This is a genomic window from Mesorhizobium sp. BE184 (assembly GCF_031457045.1).
GTDB lineage: Bacteria > Pseudomonadota > Alphaproteobacteria > Rhizobiales > Rhizobiaceae > Mesorhizobium.
Window position 1 is genome coordinate 909,440 of the sequence record NZ_JAVDVU010000001.1, and the last position, 13,811, is coordinate 923,250.

At 63.5% G+C, this 13,811-nt stretch carries 13 protein-coding genes; 10 read left to right on the top strand and 3 right to left on the bottom strand.

Annotated features, from left to right (window positions below):
- The first annotated feature begins 139 nt into the window (after positions 1-139).
- From J2X35_RS04435 to J2X35_RS04455, 5 genes are read left to right on the top strand one after another with little or no spacing between them, the layout of a single operon-like run.
- Complete coding sequence (locus J2X35_RS04435; RefSeq protein ID WP_310181779.1) at positions 140-1,273, top strand: thiolase family protein; 1,134 nt, start codon at positions 140-142, stop codon at positions 1,271-1,273.
- Positions 1,270-1,707, top strand: a complete 438-nt coding sequence (locus J2X35_RS04440) for a Zn-ribbon domain-containing OB-fold protein (RefSeq protein ID WP_056109175.1) — start codon at positions 1,270-1,272, stop codon at positions 1,705-1,707. Before J2X35_RS04435 ends, J2X35_RS04440 begins: the two co-directional genes overlap by 4 nt.
- The gene (locus J2X35_RS04445; RefSeq protein WP_056109182.1) at positions 1,704-2,747 is read left to right on the top strand and encodes an alcohol dehydrogenase catalytic domain-containing protein; all 1,044 of its coding nucleotides are present in this window, start codon (positions 1,704-1,706) and stop codon (positions 2,745-2,747) included. The genes J2X35_RS04440 and J2X35_RS04445 overlap by 4 nt, the downstream gene beginning before the upstream one ends.
- A 10-nt stretch (positions 2,748-2,757) precedes the next feature.
- Positions 2,758-3,924: a thiolase C-terminal domain-containing protein gene (locus J2X35_RS04450; RefSeq protein ID WP_310181784.1), complete on the top strand. Its 1,167-nt coding sequence runs from the start codon at positions 2,758-2,760 to the stop codon at positions 3,922-3,924.
- 12 nt (positions 3,925-3,936) lie between these two features.
- Positions 3,937-4,356 (top strand): Zn-ribbon domain-containing OB-fold protein, encoded by a 420-nt coding sequence (locus tag J2X35_RS04455; protein ID WP_056109183.1) that lies wholly within the window; start codon positions 3,937-3,939, stop codon positions 4,354-4,356.
- 63 nt (positions 4,357-4,419) lie between these two features.
- On the opposite strand, the gene J2X35_RS04460 is transcribed toward J2X35_RS04455, so the two are convergent.
- Positions 4,420-5,304 carry an SMP-30/gluconolactonase/LRE family protein gene (locus tag J2X35_RS04460; protein WP_310181787.1) on the bottom strand — a complete coding sequence of 295 codons (885 nt, stop codon included), beginning with the start codon at positions 5,302-5,304 and terminating at the stop codon, positions 4,420-4,422.
- A gap of 268 nt (positions 5,305-5,572) precedes the next feature.
- On the opposite strand from J2X35_RS04460, the gene J2X35_RS04465 reads away from it, so the two are divergent.
- Genes J2X35_RS04465 through J2X35_RS04480 form a run of 4 tightly spaced genes read left to right on the top strand, consistent with a single transcriptional unit; the run spans position 5,573 to position 10,272 of the window.
- Entirely contained in the window at positions 5,573-6,535 is a 963-nt protein-coding gene (locus J2X35_RS04465) for a branched-chain amino acid ABC transporter permease (RefSeq protein ID WP_056109187.1), read from the top strand.
- Entirely contained in the window at positions 6,535-8,301 is a 1,767-nt protein-coding gene (locus J2X35_RS04470; RefSeq protein ID WP_056109190.1) for an ABC transporter permease subunit, read from the top strand. Before J2X35_RS04465 ends, J2X35_RS04470 begins: the two co-directional genes overlap by 1 nt.
- Positions 8,294-9,001 carry an ABC transporter ATP-binding protein gene (locus J2X35_RS04475; protein ID WP_056109193.1) on the top strand — a complete coding sequence of 236 codons (708 nt, stop codon included), beginning with the start codon at positions 8,294-8,296 and terminating at the stop codon, positions 8,999-9,001. The genes J2X35_RS04470 and J2X35_RS04475 overlap by 8 nt, the downstream gene beginning before the upstream one ends.
- A 56-nt stretch (positions 9,002-9,057) precedes the next feature.
- Positions 9,058-10,272 carry an ABC transporter substrate-binding protein gene (locus J2X35_RS04480; protein ID WP_310181790.1) on the top strand — a complete coding sequence of 405 codons (1,215 nt, stop codon included), beginning with the start codon at positions 9,058-9,060 and terminating at the stop codon, positions 10,270-10,272.
- 137 nt (positions 10,273-10,409) lie between these two features.
- Here J2X35_RS04480 and J2X35_RS04485 read toward each other — a convergent pair whose 3' ends face one another.
- The gene (locus tag J2X35_RS04485) at positions 10,410-11,399 is read right to left on the bottom strand and encodes an Ldh family oxidoreductase (protein ID WP_310181793.1); all 990 of its coding nucleotides are present in this window, start codon (positions 11,397-11,399) and stop codon (positions 10,410-10,412) included.
- A gap of 38 nt (positions 11,400-11,437) precedes the next feature.
- Positions 11,438-12,619 (bottom strand): acyl-CoA dehydrogenase family protein, encoded by a 1,182-nt coding sequence (locus J2X35_RS04490; RefSeq protein ID WP_056109202.1) that lies wholly within the window; start codon positions 12,617-12,619, stop codon positions 11,438-11,440.
- A gap of 151 nt (positions 12,620-12,770) precedes the next feature.
- Between J2X35_RS04490 and J2X35_RS04495 the strand changes: the two genes are divergently transcribed.
- Complete coding sequence (locus J2X35_RS04495; protein ID WP_310181799.1) at positions 12,771-13,706, top strand: LysR substrate-binding domain-containing protein; 936 nt, start codon at positions 12,771-12,773, stop codon at positions 13,704-13,706.
- Positions 13,707-13,811: the final 105 nt, after the last annotated feature.

Consider the following 13,811-nt stretch of genomic DNA (forward strand, 5'->3'; position numbering starts at 1 on the left):
TTGAAATCAATATTTTGGCAGAAGTTCCTGCTAGCATTGCACCTTCGTCCAGCCCTTGGCGGGTCTATGCGGCGGTGACGAAATCCCCCACTCTTGCCCGGTCTGAAAAGACAACGACTTCAGGTGAGGAAACAAACACATGGCTAAAGCGCAGGCGGCGGTTGTCGGCGTCGGGACCACGGCCTATGGCCGGCTTCCCGAATATGACGCCTATGATCTCGGCATGTGGGCTCTGTCGGATGCACTGGCGGATGCCGGTCTCGGTTTCGGCGACATCGACGGCATCGTCATCAACCGCATTCCCGACTATCAGCGCTTCTGCGAGATTGCCGGCATCGATCCGCAGTTCGTCACCATCACGCCTGGCCACGGGCGCTTTGCCGCCATCTGCATTGAAACCGCGATCAATCTGGTCGCCAGCGGTCGCTGCAAGACCGTGGCGCTGGTCTATGGCAACAATGGACGCTCCGCCGGCGCAGCCTATGGTGGCCCGGAGGACAGTTATGGATCGGGCGCCAACGGGCTGTGGTTCCCCTATGGCATGACGTCGCCCGGCGCCTTCCACGCGCTGATGATGCGGCGGCATATGGGCCTCTATGGCACCACGCCAGAGCAGATCGCCCAGATATCGATGACATTCCGCAATCACGCCGCGCTCAACCCGCAGGCGGTGATGCGCCAGCCCTTCGATCTCGACACTTATCTCAACGCGCGCATGATCTGCGATCCGCTGCGGCTGCTGGATTATTGCCTGATCAACGATGGCGGCGTGGCGCTCATCATCACCTCGGCGGAGCGCGCCAATGACCACGCCAAGCCGCCTGTCTATCTGCGCGGCGCGGCGCTGCAGACGGTGTTCGCCGACTCGATGTTCCCGCCCGACGATTTCTGGCGCGGCGCGATGAAAAAGGTCGCCGACCGCAGCTTCGGCGAGGCCGGGCTGTCGCGCGAGGACATGTCGGCGCTGATGATCTACGACAATTTCACCCCTACGGTGATGTTCTCGCTGGAAGGCTGCGGCTATTGCGGCGAGGGCGAGAGCGGTCCCTTCGTCGCCGAAGGCCATCTGGCGCTTGGCGCGAAATATCCCACCAACACCTCCGGCGGGCATTTGTCGGAAAGCTACATGCAGGGCTGGGCGCTCAACGTCGAGGCAGTGTGCCAGCTTCGTGGCGAGTGCGGAGATCGCCAGGTGCATGATGCGGCCAACGTCCATTATAGCGCCGCCGCACCCGTCTGCTCCTCCATCGTCTATTCGAGGGATGCGTCATGACGCCGATCGATACAACAGTGCCCGAAAAGCCGCGTCCGAAGCTGGACGGCCCGGAAAAACCGTTCTGGGACGGGCTGCGCGAGGGGGAAATCCGCGTCCAGCGTTGCGAGAATTGCGGGAGGCACCGTTTCCCGGCGAGCCGTTACTGCCCGCATTGCCACAGCCCTGAATTCCAATGGGAAGCGGTAGCGGGCGAAGGCGAGGTGGAAAGCTTCTGCGTCTTCCACAAGGCCTACTTCCCCGGCTTCGTGCCCGAAATGCCCTATACCGTGCTCCAGGTGAAGCTCGACAGCGGCGTGCGCTTCTTCTCCAACCCGGCCGAAGGCGAGGCCAAGGATGCACTGGCGGTGGGCACACGGGTGCGTGCCGTGTTCGAGCCGGTGGACAACGATCTCACGCTTCTCAAATTTCGTAGCGCGGAGGCAAGATCATGAAAGCCATGGTTGTCGAACAGCCCGGCGGCGTCGAGGTTCTGACGCCGCAGATCGTGCCCGATCCCGTGGCGCAGCCGCAGGACGTTATCATCAAGGTGGATAGCTGCGGCGTCTGTTTCCACGACATCGTCACCCGCAACGGCACGCTCAAGGCCGGCGTGAAGATGCCGCTGATCCTCGGCCATGAGATCGCGGGAACGGTGGTCGATGTCGGCAGCCGCGTCGGCAAGTTCCGGCCCGGAGACCGCGTGACGACGACGCAGCGCTACCATATCTGCGGTTCCTGCCAGCATTGCCGCACGGGCTACGAGCCACTGTGTGAGGATCGCAAGTTCCTCGGCGATTATGGACTGGTCGGCGGCTATGCCGAGTTCGTCGGCGTCGAGGACGACAATGTCGCCCATGTGCCGGACAACGTGCCGTTGCACGAGGCGGCGATCGTCGCCTGCACCATCGGCACCATCGTCAACGCCATGCGCGAGGTCGGCCGCGTGTCTGCCGGCGAGACCGTGCTGGTTACCGGCTCCGGCGGCGGACTTGGCATGCATTCGATCCAGTTCGCCAGGCTGCAGGGCGCGCGCGTCATCGCGCAGACAACCTCGCCGAAGAAGGCCGAACGGCTGCGTGAACTCGGTGCGCACGAAGTGGTCGTGCACGAGCGCGGAGCCGATTTCTCCGGCGAGGTGCGCAAGCTGACCGGCGGGCGCGGCGTCGATGTGGTGGTCGACAATGTCGGCTCGCTGCTGTTCCAGCCGATCCGCAAATCGCTCGCCGTGCGCGGACGCTGGATCCTGATCGGCCAGCTCAACGGCGATTTCGTGCCGTTCAATCCGGCGCAGCTTTTCCTGAAGAACATTTCGATGCTGTCGGCGACCTCGACGACGCGGAGGCAGCTCGAACAATGCCTGGAGATCGTCTCGCGCGGCGGCATCAAGCCGGTGGTCGATCAATTGCTGCCTCTGTCCGAGGCGCGCCGGGCGCATGAACTGGTCGAGGCTGGCGCGGCGGCGGGGCGCATCGTCCTGCAGCCCGGAGCGTGAGGAGAACAGGGTGAACATAAACGCAGCCATTGTCGGCGTCGGTGCGTCTGAATTCGGGCGTTTCCTGCCGGATACGCAGCTCAGGCTGGCGGCCAAGGCGCTGAAACAGGCGCTGGACGATTCCGGCCTCGAGCGCGAGGACATTGACGGCCTTTCCATGCATATGGGCTGGCCGCTCGGCCTCGACTACGACCAGGTGGCCGACGGCCTCGGGCTCAACATCCGCTACGTGAACCAGGCCTGGACGCATGGCCGCTTCGTCACCAACACGCTTCAGCATGCGGCGCTTGCCGTGTCGGCCGGCCTCGCCAATGTGGTCGCCTGCGTCACCGCCATCAGCTTCACCCGCGAGCGCGATATTCTCGGCGGTCCGGGCGACATGGAAGGCTATCGCGAGGGCGGCGGCACCCATGGCGAGTCCCCGACTTACGGGCTGACCTCTCCGTCGGGCGGCGCGGCCCTGTCCATGCAGCGCTACATGAAGCTCTATGGCGGCACCAGCGAGAAGCTCGCCGCCGTGCCGATCCAGATTCGCCAGCACGCGCTGCTCAATCCGGATTCGGTCATGAAGGAAGAGCTGACGTTGGAGAAGCACCAGTCTTCACGCATGGTGGTCGATCCGCTGCATCTGTTCGACTGCTGCCTGATGACGGATGGCGCCATCGTCACGCTGGTGACGACGAAGGAGCGCGCCAGGGACCTGAAGCAGAAGCCGGTGGTCGTCGCCGGCATGCAGGGCATTCGCTCCAGCCGCGACGAATTCATCTTCGCGCCACCCGGTCTTGGCATCGGCCAGCAGCCGGTGACGCATGTGCGCTCGCGCCCCATCGATACCGAAGTGTTCGACAAGGCCGGGGTTACGCAGAAGGACGTCAAGGGCGTCTACACCTACGATGCCTTCTCGCCGCTCGTCCTGTTCGTGCTCGAGCGTTACGGCTATTGCGGCGAGGGCGAGGCGCTCGATTTCGTCCAGAACAATGGCATCGGGCCGGGCGGCAGGCTGCCGGTAAACACGAATGGCGGGTTGCTGTCGGAGGCGCATGTCGCCGGCTGGAACCATATCCGAGAAATGACGCGGCAGATTCGCGGCACCGCGGGTCCCCGGCAGATCCCGAACGCCGACGTCCTGCAATGGGGCACCGTCTGGGGCGATTCCGTAATCCTGACGGCGGCTTGAGGAGGACCGACAATGAGTTTCCATCAAGGCATCACCGCCAAGCCGCGGCCACGCATCACGCCCGACCATCAGCCGCTCTGGGACGGCTTCAAGCAGCACAAGATGATGCTGCCCTTCTGCGAGGATTGCGGCAAGCCGCATCTGCCTCCCGGACCTGTCTGCCCGCATTGCTTTTCCGACCGGCTCGACTGGCGCGAGGTCTCGGGACGTGGCGTCGTCACGACATGGGTCGTCGTCCACAAGGCCTGGTTCCCGGCCTTTGCCGAGGACATTCCCTACAATGTCGTGCAGGTCGAGTTGGAGGAGGGGCCGCGCATCACTGCCAGCCTCGTCGGCGCAGGCGATCAGAAGCTGGACGTCGGCCAGAAGGTGGTCGCGGTCTTCGAGCCGGTCGATGAGGATTTGACGCTGCTCAGGTTCAAGCCGGCCTAGAGGCGGCCGTTTTCCAAGGAAGAAAAAGGGCGCGGCAGCGAGTCTGACCGCGCCCTTTTTGCGTCAGGAATAGAGCGCTTCGGGCAGTCCGGCCACATCCGAGTCCATCGCCAGCAGCCCGCCGGAGAACGGTTCGGACGCGAGTTTCTCGGCCGGAAGGCGGAATCGGGCGGTGGTGACGTACATGGTCTTCAGGTCCGGCCCGCCAAAGGTGACATGCGTCGGCTTGGTCACGCCGAGTTCGAGTGTCTGGTCGACCTTGCCGTCGGGCGTGAAGCGGATCAGGCAACCGCCATCGTAACGCGCATTCCACAGATAACCCTCGGCATCGACGCTGGAGCCGTCCACATCGCCCGGCAAACCCTTGGTGTCGGCAAACAGACGGCGATTGGAAATCGCGCCAGTGTCGACATCGTAGTCATGGGCGAAGATCAGATTGGTGTGGCTGTCGCCGAGGTAGAATGTCGCGCCATCCGGGCTCCAGCAGATCGAGTTCGGCAGGAAGATGTCCTTGTCCTGCACAAGCTGCGTGCCTTTGGCACCGCTGACCTGCCAAAGCCGGCCTTTGGCGCCCGACAGCATCTTGTCCATGCTGGCGACGAGAAAGCGTCCGCGCGGATCGGTCCGCCCGTCGTTCAAAATGTTGTCCGGCCTGTCGCTTTCAGGATGCGAGAGACGGTGCAGGGCACCGTCGGTCGGGCTCCACAGCGCCATGCCGTTGCGGCCCGAAATCAAAACCTCTTGTGAATCGGTGATTGCGTAGGAGCCGAGCTTTTCCGGCGGCGTCCAGCTCTCTGTCGTCCCGGTTGCGGGATCGTAGGCATGAAAGGCGGGCTTGAGCACGTCGATCCACGTCAGCACCTTGCGCTCGGGATGCCACAACGGCACTTCGCCCAAGACATCCTCGGTCTGTGCGACCAGCTTTATGTCCCCGGTCTTGATCGGCATGGGCTTCTCCCTTGGCGGCCTTCGCAGGGCCGTAGCAGCGATTTGACGGAATCCTTATTCGCTTGGCGGAAGCAGGTACCACTATAGCAGCTATGCGTATGGCCTGAATTGACGCGCGAGGGGCGGGGCTACCTACTAGGGCAACTTATCCGGTCGCCTTTCGGGCAGGCCGGACGCTGCGGCAGGATCAGGGAGGATCGCCGATGTCTCTTCGCCACCGGCTTGTTCAGCGCGCATCGCGTCGTGCCAGCCATGTCATGGACGTAGCATGAGCGACAATCTCATCCTGCTTGAGAATTTCCTGCAGGCGCTCGCCGCCGGCCTGATGGTCGGCTGCCTGTATGGATTGATGTGCACGGGCCTCGGCATGATCTTCGGCATCATGCGCGTCATCAACTTCGCGCAGGGCGATCTGATGATGCTGGGCATGTACGCCGCCTGGTACCTGTTCACCGGCTTCGGCGTTCTCGCCTTCCTCGGTCCGTACGCCGGCCCTGTCATTGCCGCGATGCTGGCTGGGCCCATCCTCTACGTCGTCGGCTATTTCATGCATCAGTTTCTGGTTTCGCGGGTGACAGGCGTCAGCGTCGCGTCGAGCGACAACCAGGGCCACTACGCGCAGCTCATCCTGACGCTCGGCATCGCGCTCATCCTGCAGAACGGCGGCCTGATCCTGTTCGGATCGGAGCCGAATTCGATCCGCACACCCATGTCCTCGAGCGCCTGGGAAGTCGGGCCGCTCGTTGGCGAATGGGTCAGTGTCTTCCTCAACAAGGCGCGTCTGGTCGGCGCCGTGGTGTCGATCCTGGTGGCCTTGGGCCTCTATGCCTTCGTCACCCGCACACGGCTCGGCAAGGCGCTGCGCGCTTCCGCCGACAACGTCGTGGCGGCGCAGTACATGGGTATCAACGTCGACCGGGCGCACCGCATCGCCTTCGGCATCGGCACCGCGATCACCGCTGTCGCCGGCGGACTGGTCGCCATGTACTATCCGTTCCAGCCCTATGTCGGCATCGAGTTCGTCATCGTCATGTATGCCGGTGTGGTGCTGGGCGGACTGGGCTCCATCACCGGCGCATTCTGGGGCGGCATGACCATCGGCCTGGTGCAGCAGCTTTCGACGCTGATCCTGCCGATCCAGCTGCAGAACACGGCGATCTTCGTCGTCTTCCTCCTCGTCATTTTCTTCCGGCCCCAAGGCCTGTTCGGCAATAGCGTGGAGCGCGTGTGATGGGCCGCGGTACCAGCTTCAAACGTTCCGCCGGCATACTGGCCGCCCTTTCCGCGGTCTACCTGCTGCTCGTCTTCATCGTTCCGGACCAGTATTACCAGTTGATGCTGACCCTGGTCGCCATCTGGGCGGTCATGGGCATCTCGTGGAACGTGCTGTCCGGTTATTCCGGCCTGGTGTCGTTCGGCCACGCGGCCTTCTTCGGCCTCGGCGCTTACACGGTGGCGCTCTCCTTGCTGCATTTCGGCCTGACGCCGTGGATCGGCATACCGCTGGCGGGCGTCGTCGGCGCGATAGCCGGCGTCCTTGTCGGCCTGCCGACCTTCCGGCTGCGCGGTCATTATTTCGCGCTCGCCATGCTCGCCTATCCGCTGGCGCTGCTCTACGTCTTCGAATGGCTGGGCTATCAGGAAGTCGCGCTGCCGATGCATCGCGAGAATCCCGCCGCCTTCATGCAGTTTTCCGATGGCCGCATCTATTCGGTGATCGCGCTGGTGCTGCTGATCGTCGCGATCCTCATCTCGCGCTGGATCGAGACCACCCGCTTCGGCATGGCGCTGCTTGCCATCAAGCAGAACGAACTGGCGGCCGAAGCGGCGGGCATCGAGACCCGCAAGTGGAAGCTCAAGGCCATCGCCATATCCGGCGCGATCGCCGGCGCCATAGGCGGCTTCTATGCGGTGATCCTCATCGTGGTGACGCCGGCCAGCGTGTTCTCCATGCTGACATCGGCGCAGGCGCTCATCATGGCGCTGTTCGGCGGCATCGGCACCGTCTGGGGTCCCGTCATCGGCGCGGCGATCCTCATCCCCTTGTCCGAGACGCTCCATGCCGAACTCGGCAATGTGCTGCCTGGCATCCAGGGCGTGGTGTTCGGCGTCGCCATCGTGCTGGTCATCCTGCTGGCGCCGGAAGGCATCTTCTGGAAAGTCCGCGATCTTCTCGGGCGCGATGACAAGGACCAAAAGCCCGGCGATGTGGAGACTGTTTTCTCCGATCCCGGAGAACTGATCGAGCGTCCGGAGATCATGTCCGGCAGGACTATCCTCGAAGTCCGCGACCTGTCGAAGAATTTCGGTGGTCTCAAGGCACTGCAGAACGTGTCGTTCAAGGTGCCGGAAGGCGCGGTCGTCGGAATTATCGGACCGAACGGCGCTGGCAAGACCACCCTGTTCAACCTTCTCAATGGCTTTGTCACGCCAAGCACCGGCGAGGTGACGCTCGAAGGCCAGAACCTGATCGGTCTCCAGCCAAGCGGCGTCTGCAAGCTGGGGGTAGGGCGCACGTTCCAGGTCGCCCGCCCGTTCGCCCGGCTGTCCGTGCTCGATAACGTCCTTGTCGGCGCCTATGTGCGGGCAGACGACGACGAGACGGCTTTCCGGCACGCCCGCGAGGCCCTGGCTCTGGTTGGCATGGAAGCCGACGCGGATCGCCCGGCTGGCGGGCTGCCGAGCAAGGAGCAGCGGCTGATGGAGCTGGCGCGCGCGCTGGCCGGCAAGCCGAAGATCCTGTTCCTCGACGAAATCCTCGCCGGGTTGGGCTCGAGCGAAATCAACGACGTCATCGTCGTGCTTCGCAAGCTGACCGAGTCCGGCATCACCATATTGATTATCGAGCACACGATGCAGGCCATGCTGCGGCTGGCCGACCACTTCATCGTCCTCGACCACGGGGCCCTGCTCGGCGAGGGCAAGCCGCGCGACATGATGCGCGATCCCAAGGTCATCGAAGCTTATCTCGGCAAAAGGTGGCGCGAACGTGCTTGAGATCAGGGACCTCCATGTTGCCTACGGCGGCGTATCGGCGCTCAACGGCATATCGCTGACCGTCAACAGCGGCGACTTCGTTTCCATCGTCGGCCCCAACGGCGCCGGCAAGACGACGCTGTTCAAATCCATATCCGGCTCGGTGCCGGTGCGGTCCGGTGCGATCACTTTCGAAGGCCGCGACCTCAACGCCGTTCCGGCGCATGAACGTCCGCATCTGGGCATCGCCCACGTTCCGGAAGGGCGGCAGGTTTTTCCAAATCTGACGGTCGAGGAAAACCTCGAGATGGGCGCCTACACCGAGGCCGGCCAGAAGCACTGGAAGGACAATCTCGACTATGTCCTCAAGCTGTTTCCGATCCTGGGCGAAAGGCGTCTGCAGCAGGCGGGCACGCTTTCCGGCGGCCAGCAGCAGATGGTCGCCATTGCGCGCGGACTGGCCTCGTCGCCGAAGCTTCTGATGCTTGACGAACCGTCGATGGGTCTGGCTCCGGCGGTCGCCGATTCGATCTTCGAGGCGATCGTCGAAATCCGCAAGGCGCGCAACCTGACGGTCCTGCTGGTCGAGCAGCGCGCCGTCGAGGCGCTCGAAAGCTGCGACCGCGGTTACGTCATTGAAACCGGTCGGGTGGTGCTGGAAGGCGCCCAGACTGAATTGCTTTCCGACGACAGGGTCCGCAAGGCCTATCTCGGCATCTAAGACGACCACGAAACATTCGGGAGGAATATAGAATGGTTACACGCAGAAGAGTTCTCATGACCGGCGTCACGGCGCTCGCAATGTCGGCTGTTTCCTATGGGTCGGTCTTCGCCCAGGCGAACCCGGCCGAGGTCAAGGTGGCGCTGATCGCACCGATGTCCGGCCCCTGGGCGCGCCAGGGCGAATTGATGAAGAAGGGCGCCGAACTGGCCATCAAGGACATCAACGCAGCCGGAGGCGTCGAAAAGCTCGGCGGCGCCAAGATGAAGCTGATGATCTTCGATGCCGGCGACACGACGGAAAAGGCAAAGAACGCCGCCCAGCGCATGGTCTCGCAGGAGCCGGATCTGGTCGGTGTCTCAGGCGCATGGCTGTCGTCCTTCACGCTGTCGGTCTCGGAAGTGACCGAGCGCGCCGAACTGCCGATGGTGACGCTGTCCTATTCCGACCAGATCACCTCGCGCGGCTTCAAATACATCTTCCAGATGCCGCCGACGGGTGTGAAGCAGGCGGAAGACGCACTGCCGGCGCTGATGGAAGTGGCGCAGAAGGCGACCGGCAAGAAGCCGACCAAGACCGGCATCGTTTCCGACAACACGGCTTCCTCGGTCAGCTTCGCCAAGCCAATGCGCGAGGGCGGATTGAAGGCAATGGGCATCGACCTTTTGTTCGACGAAACCTTCACGCCGCCTCTGGCCGACGCCACCGCGCTGATCCAGCAGGCGCGTTCGAAGCGGCCTGAGTTTCTCATCATGCTGGGCACCTCGGTGCCGGACGACAAGCTGATGCTGGAGAAGGTCAACGAGTTCAATCTCGGCGGCGGACGGATGCCGATCATCTCGAGCGGCGCTCACATCGGCGCACCGGAGCTTCTGAAGAATATCGGTCCCGACCTGCTCGAGGGCGTGATGTCGGTCGTCGGCAATTGGGGCGCCAAGGGTCAGGAAGAAATCATCCAGCGTTTCAAGACCGAAACCGGCGAACCCTGGATGACGCAGGATTCCATCAGCGCCTATGGCGACATGTGGCTGTTCAAGCAGGCGCTGGAAGACGCCGGCAAGGCCGACAAGAAGGCGGTGGGCGAGGCCCTGCGCAAGATGGACACGACCGAAGGTCCGGCCAAGTACTATCCCGGCGGTCACATCAAGTTCGACGAGGCCGGCCACAACGTCAATGCCAAGCTGATTATCGTGCAATGGCAGGGCGGCGAACCGAAGCCGATCTATCCGCCGGAATCGGCGCTGGCCGACCCGGTCTGGCCGACGAACTGATAGGCCGTCCGACTCCCAGGACAACCGCCCGCGGCCAGCGATGGCCGCGGGTTTTTTCTTGAAGAGACGAGTGGTTGCCGGGCAATAGAAAAGGCCGCCCTCCCAGGCGGCCTTTTGGATAGTTCCGGCAGCCTGGTTCAGGCGGCGTTGAGGATCGCCTGAATGCCGGCATGGACTGTGTCCGGCATTTCGATGTAGCCGCGTTCGATGGCTGCGGCGCGGTCGGCGCGGGAGCGGTCGAACGGCATCCGCACTGGCTCGCCGCCCTCGACCGGCCGGGTCGAGCGAACGGCTTCGGCATAGCTTGAAATCTCGGCCTTGAAGGCGTCCGTATCGGTCAGGATGTCGGGCCGGATGGCGACGATGAGATAGCCGAATTCGCGCAGTTCGCCGGGGATCATCGGCGATCCCGCCAGCATGCCGAGCATCTGCACCACCATGGCCAGACCCGAGCCGCGATGGCCGCCCCACGGCGCGAAGGCGCCTTGCAGGGCCGCGTCCGGATCGTTGGTCGGCTTGCCGTCAGGCCCGAAAGCCATGCCGGGCGACAATTGCTGCCCTAGCCGCCGCGCCAGCACGACCTGCGCATGGATGATCGCCGAGGTTCCGATGTCCCAGATCACCGGCTCGCCCTTGCTGGGAAAGCCGAAGCAGATGGGGTTGGTGCCGAAGCGCCCCTCCGTGCCCCCATGCGGCGCCACCCAGGGTGAGGCGTTCGACGCGATCATGGTGACGAGGTCGTGTTCGGCCGCCATCTCGGCGTAGTAGGACAGCATGCCGGTGTACCAGGTGTCGCTGGCGCCGACGATGGCGATGCCGCCGGCCTTGGCCTTCTCGATGGCGATCTCGGTCGCCCGCTGCGCCACGATGTAGCCGAGCTTGTCGGCGCCATCGAGCCGCGCCGACACCGGCGTTTCCCTGAGCACCGTGATCGGCCTGGTCGAACGGCCCTGCTTTTCAAGCCGCTCCGAGATCGAGATCATGCGGGCAAAGCCCGCATAGTCGAGACCGCGCAACTCGCTGTCCATCAGGTGGCCGGCGGCGATTCGCGCCTCGTCCGGGGTGCAGCCCAGTTTCGTCATGACCTTTTCGGCCAGCGTGTAGGCGTCGGCGACGGGAAGTCGCATGGTTTCCTCCTCCTTTGTGATGATCCGGTCGCCGCTGCTCAGTAGGAGCGCGGCATGCCGAGAACGTGCTCGGCGATGAATGCGAGGATGAGGTTCGTCGAGATCGGAGCGACCTGGTAGAGCCGCGTCTCGCGGAACTTGCGCTCGACATCGTACTCTTCGGCGAAACCGAACCCGCCATGTGTTTGCAGGCAAGCCTCGGCGGCGTGCCATGCGGCTTCGGAAGCCAGAAGCTTCGCCATATTGGCTTCCTTGCCGCAGGGCGCGTGTTGCTCGTAGAGGCTGGCGCCGTGATAGACCATCAGCCGCGCGGCCGACATTTCCGCATAGGAGCGGGCGATGGGGAACTGCACACCCTGGTTCTGGCCGATGGGCCGTCCGAAGACGACGCGCTCGCCAGAGTAAGCCGCCGCCTTGTTGATGAACCAGTTCGCGTCGCCGATGCATTCCGAGGCGATCAGCAGCCGCTCGGCATTCATGCCGTCGAGCACGTAGCGGAAGCCCTTGCCTTCCTCGCCGATCAGATGATCGGCCGGAACCTTGAGATTGTCGAAGAACACCTCGGTGGTCGCATGGTTCATCATCGTGCGGATGGGGCGGATGGTCAGCCCGTTGCCGACGGCCTCGCGCATGTCGACGACGAGGATCGACAGCCCGTCGGCACGTTTCGTCACCTTGTCTTTTGGCGTCGTGCGGACAAGCAGAACCATCAGGTCGGAATGTTCGGCGCGCGACGTCCATATCTTCTGACCGTTCACGACATAGTGGTCGCCTTCGCGCACGGCGGTCGTCTTGATCGAGGTGGTGTCGGTGCCGGCGGTGGGTTCGGTCACGCCGAACGCCTGCAGGCGCAGTTCACCCGACGCGATCTTGGGCAGCCAGCGCTGCTTCTGCTCCTCGTTGCCATGGCGCAGGATGATGCCCATGACATACATCTGCGCATGGCAGGCGCTGCCATTGCCGCCATTGGCATGGACGGTTTCGAGAATGGCGACGGCATCGGAGAGGCCGAGGCCGGAGCCGCCATACTCTTCCGGGATCAGCGCGCCGAGATAGCCGGCCTCGGTCATCGCCTTGACGAATTCGGAGGGATAGCGCCGCTCGCGGTCCACCTCGCGCCAGTATTTGTCGGGAAACCGCGCACACAGCGCCGTGACGGCTTCGCGGATTTCAGCCTTGTCGTCGCCCAAGGCGGGATTGTCTGTCGATTTGTTGAGCATGGCGCGTCCTCGCGTGCCTGGTTTAAGCCTGAACCAACAGACTAGTGGCCGCGCTCCGTCATCGTCAGACGCCCACTGATCCTATCAGATATATTGTTAATGGTGGCCCTTGGTCGTATCTTCCGCGGACGCCAGAAGGCATATTGCCCCCATGGAGTTGAAGCAGCTCAAATACCTCCTGTCCGTCTCCGAATTGGGCAGTTTTTCCAAGGCGGCGGTCGTGCTTTCGGTCGCCCAGCCGGTGCTTTCGCGCCAGATCCGCAGCCTTGAGGAAGAGCTTGGCGTCGAGCTGCTCTACCGTAACGGCCGCGGCATCGTCGTTTCCGATGCCGGCCAGATCGTCGTCGAGCACGCGCGCGCGATCGTCAGCTCCGTCGGGTCCATTTCCGCCGATATCGACACCTTGCGGTCGGACCCGAGCGGCAAGATTTCCATAGGCATGCCGCCGACTGCGGGTTCCGTGCTGACGGCGCCGCTGATCCAGCGTTTCCACGAGGAATATCCCCGCATCAAGCTGAAGGTGCAGGAAGGCTACAGCGGGCACGTCCTCGAATGGCTTTCGACCGGCCGCATTGATGTCGCCATCCTTTATAACGCGCCCAAGACCTCGACGCTGCTGACACAGCCCTTGATCGAAGAGGAACTGCTGCTGATCGGTCCCGGCCGCAAGCCTGATATGGCGGTGGAAGGCCCGGTGAACGGGGCCAGTCTAGCCGAAATGCCGCTCATCCTGCCGTCGCATCCGCACGGGCTGCGCGTTCTGGTGGAGTCGCTGCTCGGCCCGCAGCGCATCTATCCGAATGTCGAATACGAGATCGACAGCCTCAGCGCCGTCGTCAACATGGTGGAACAGGGCATCGGTTATACGATCCTGCCCTACGCCGCCGTCAGCGCCAAGGTCGAGGCGGGCGACCTGACCGCCACCTCGATCGTCGAGCCGAGGATGACGCGGCATCTCGTTCTCGCTACCTCCACCCAGCGTCCCGTCACCAACGCCACCCGCACGCTGGCCAAGATGGTGACGCTGCTGGTCCGCGACCTGGTTAAGGACGGTGTCTGGATGCCGCGCGCGCAGCTCGACCACTAAGCTGGGTCGCTCTCCGGCCTTGTCCGAAAGTCCTATCTATACCTGCTATGCCATTCGCCGCGATTGTCCGCGCGGCGCCGATTTCCGAAAATGCTGCGAACACAT

Bases quoted from the DNA above. Each gene is read 5' to 3' on its own strand.
- J2X35_RS04465 (WP_056109187.1), top strand. From the start codon at position 5,573: ATGAGCGACAATCTCATCCTGCTTGAGAATTTCCTGCAGGCGCTCGCC.
- J2X35_RS04470 (WP_056109190.1), top strand. From the start codon at position 6,535: ATGGGCCGCGGTACCAGCTTCAAACGTTCCGCCGGCATACTGGCCGCC.
- J2X35_RS04455 (WP_056109183.1), top strand. From the start codon at position 3,937: ATGAGTTTCCATCAAGGCATCACCGCCAAGCCGCGGCCACGCATCACG.
- J2X35_RS04495 (WP_310181799.1), top strand. From the start codon at position 12,771: ATGGAGTTGAAGCAGCTCAAATACCTCCTGTCCGTCTCCGAATTGGGC.
- J2X35_RS04480 (WP_310181790.1), top strand. From the start codon at position 9,058: ATGACCGGCGTCACGGCGCTCGCAATGTCGGCTGTTTCCTATGGGTCG.
- J2X35_RS04445 (WP_056109182.1), top strand. From the start codon at position 1,704: ATGAAAGCCATGGTTGTCGAACAGCCCGGCGGCGTCGAGGTTCTGACG.
- J2X35_RS04485 (WP_310181793.1), bottom strand. From the start codon at position 11,399: ATGCGACTTCCCGTCGCCGACGCCTACACGCTGGCCGAAAAGGTCATG.
- J2X35_RS04440 (WP_056109175.1), top strand. From the start codon at position 1,270: ATGACGCCGATCGATACAACAGTGCCCGAAAAGCCGCGTCCGAAGCTG.
- J2X35_RS04490 (WP_056109202.1), bottom strand. From the start codon at position 12,619: ATGCTCAACAAATCGACAGACAATCCCGCCTTGGGCGACGACAAGGCT.
- J2X35_RS04435 (WP_310181779.1), top strand. From the start codon at position 140: ATGGCTAAAGCGCAGGCGGCGGTTGTCGGCGTCGGGACCACGGCCTAT.
- J2X35_RS04460 (WP_310181787.1), bottom strand. From the start codon at position 5,304: ATGCCGATCAAGACCGGGGACATAAAGCTGGTCGCACAGACCGAGGAT.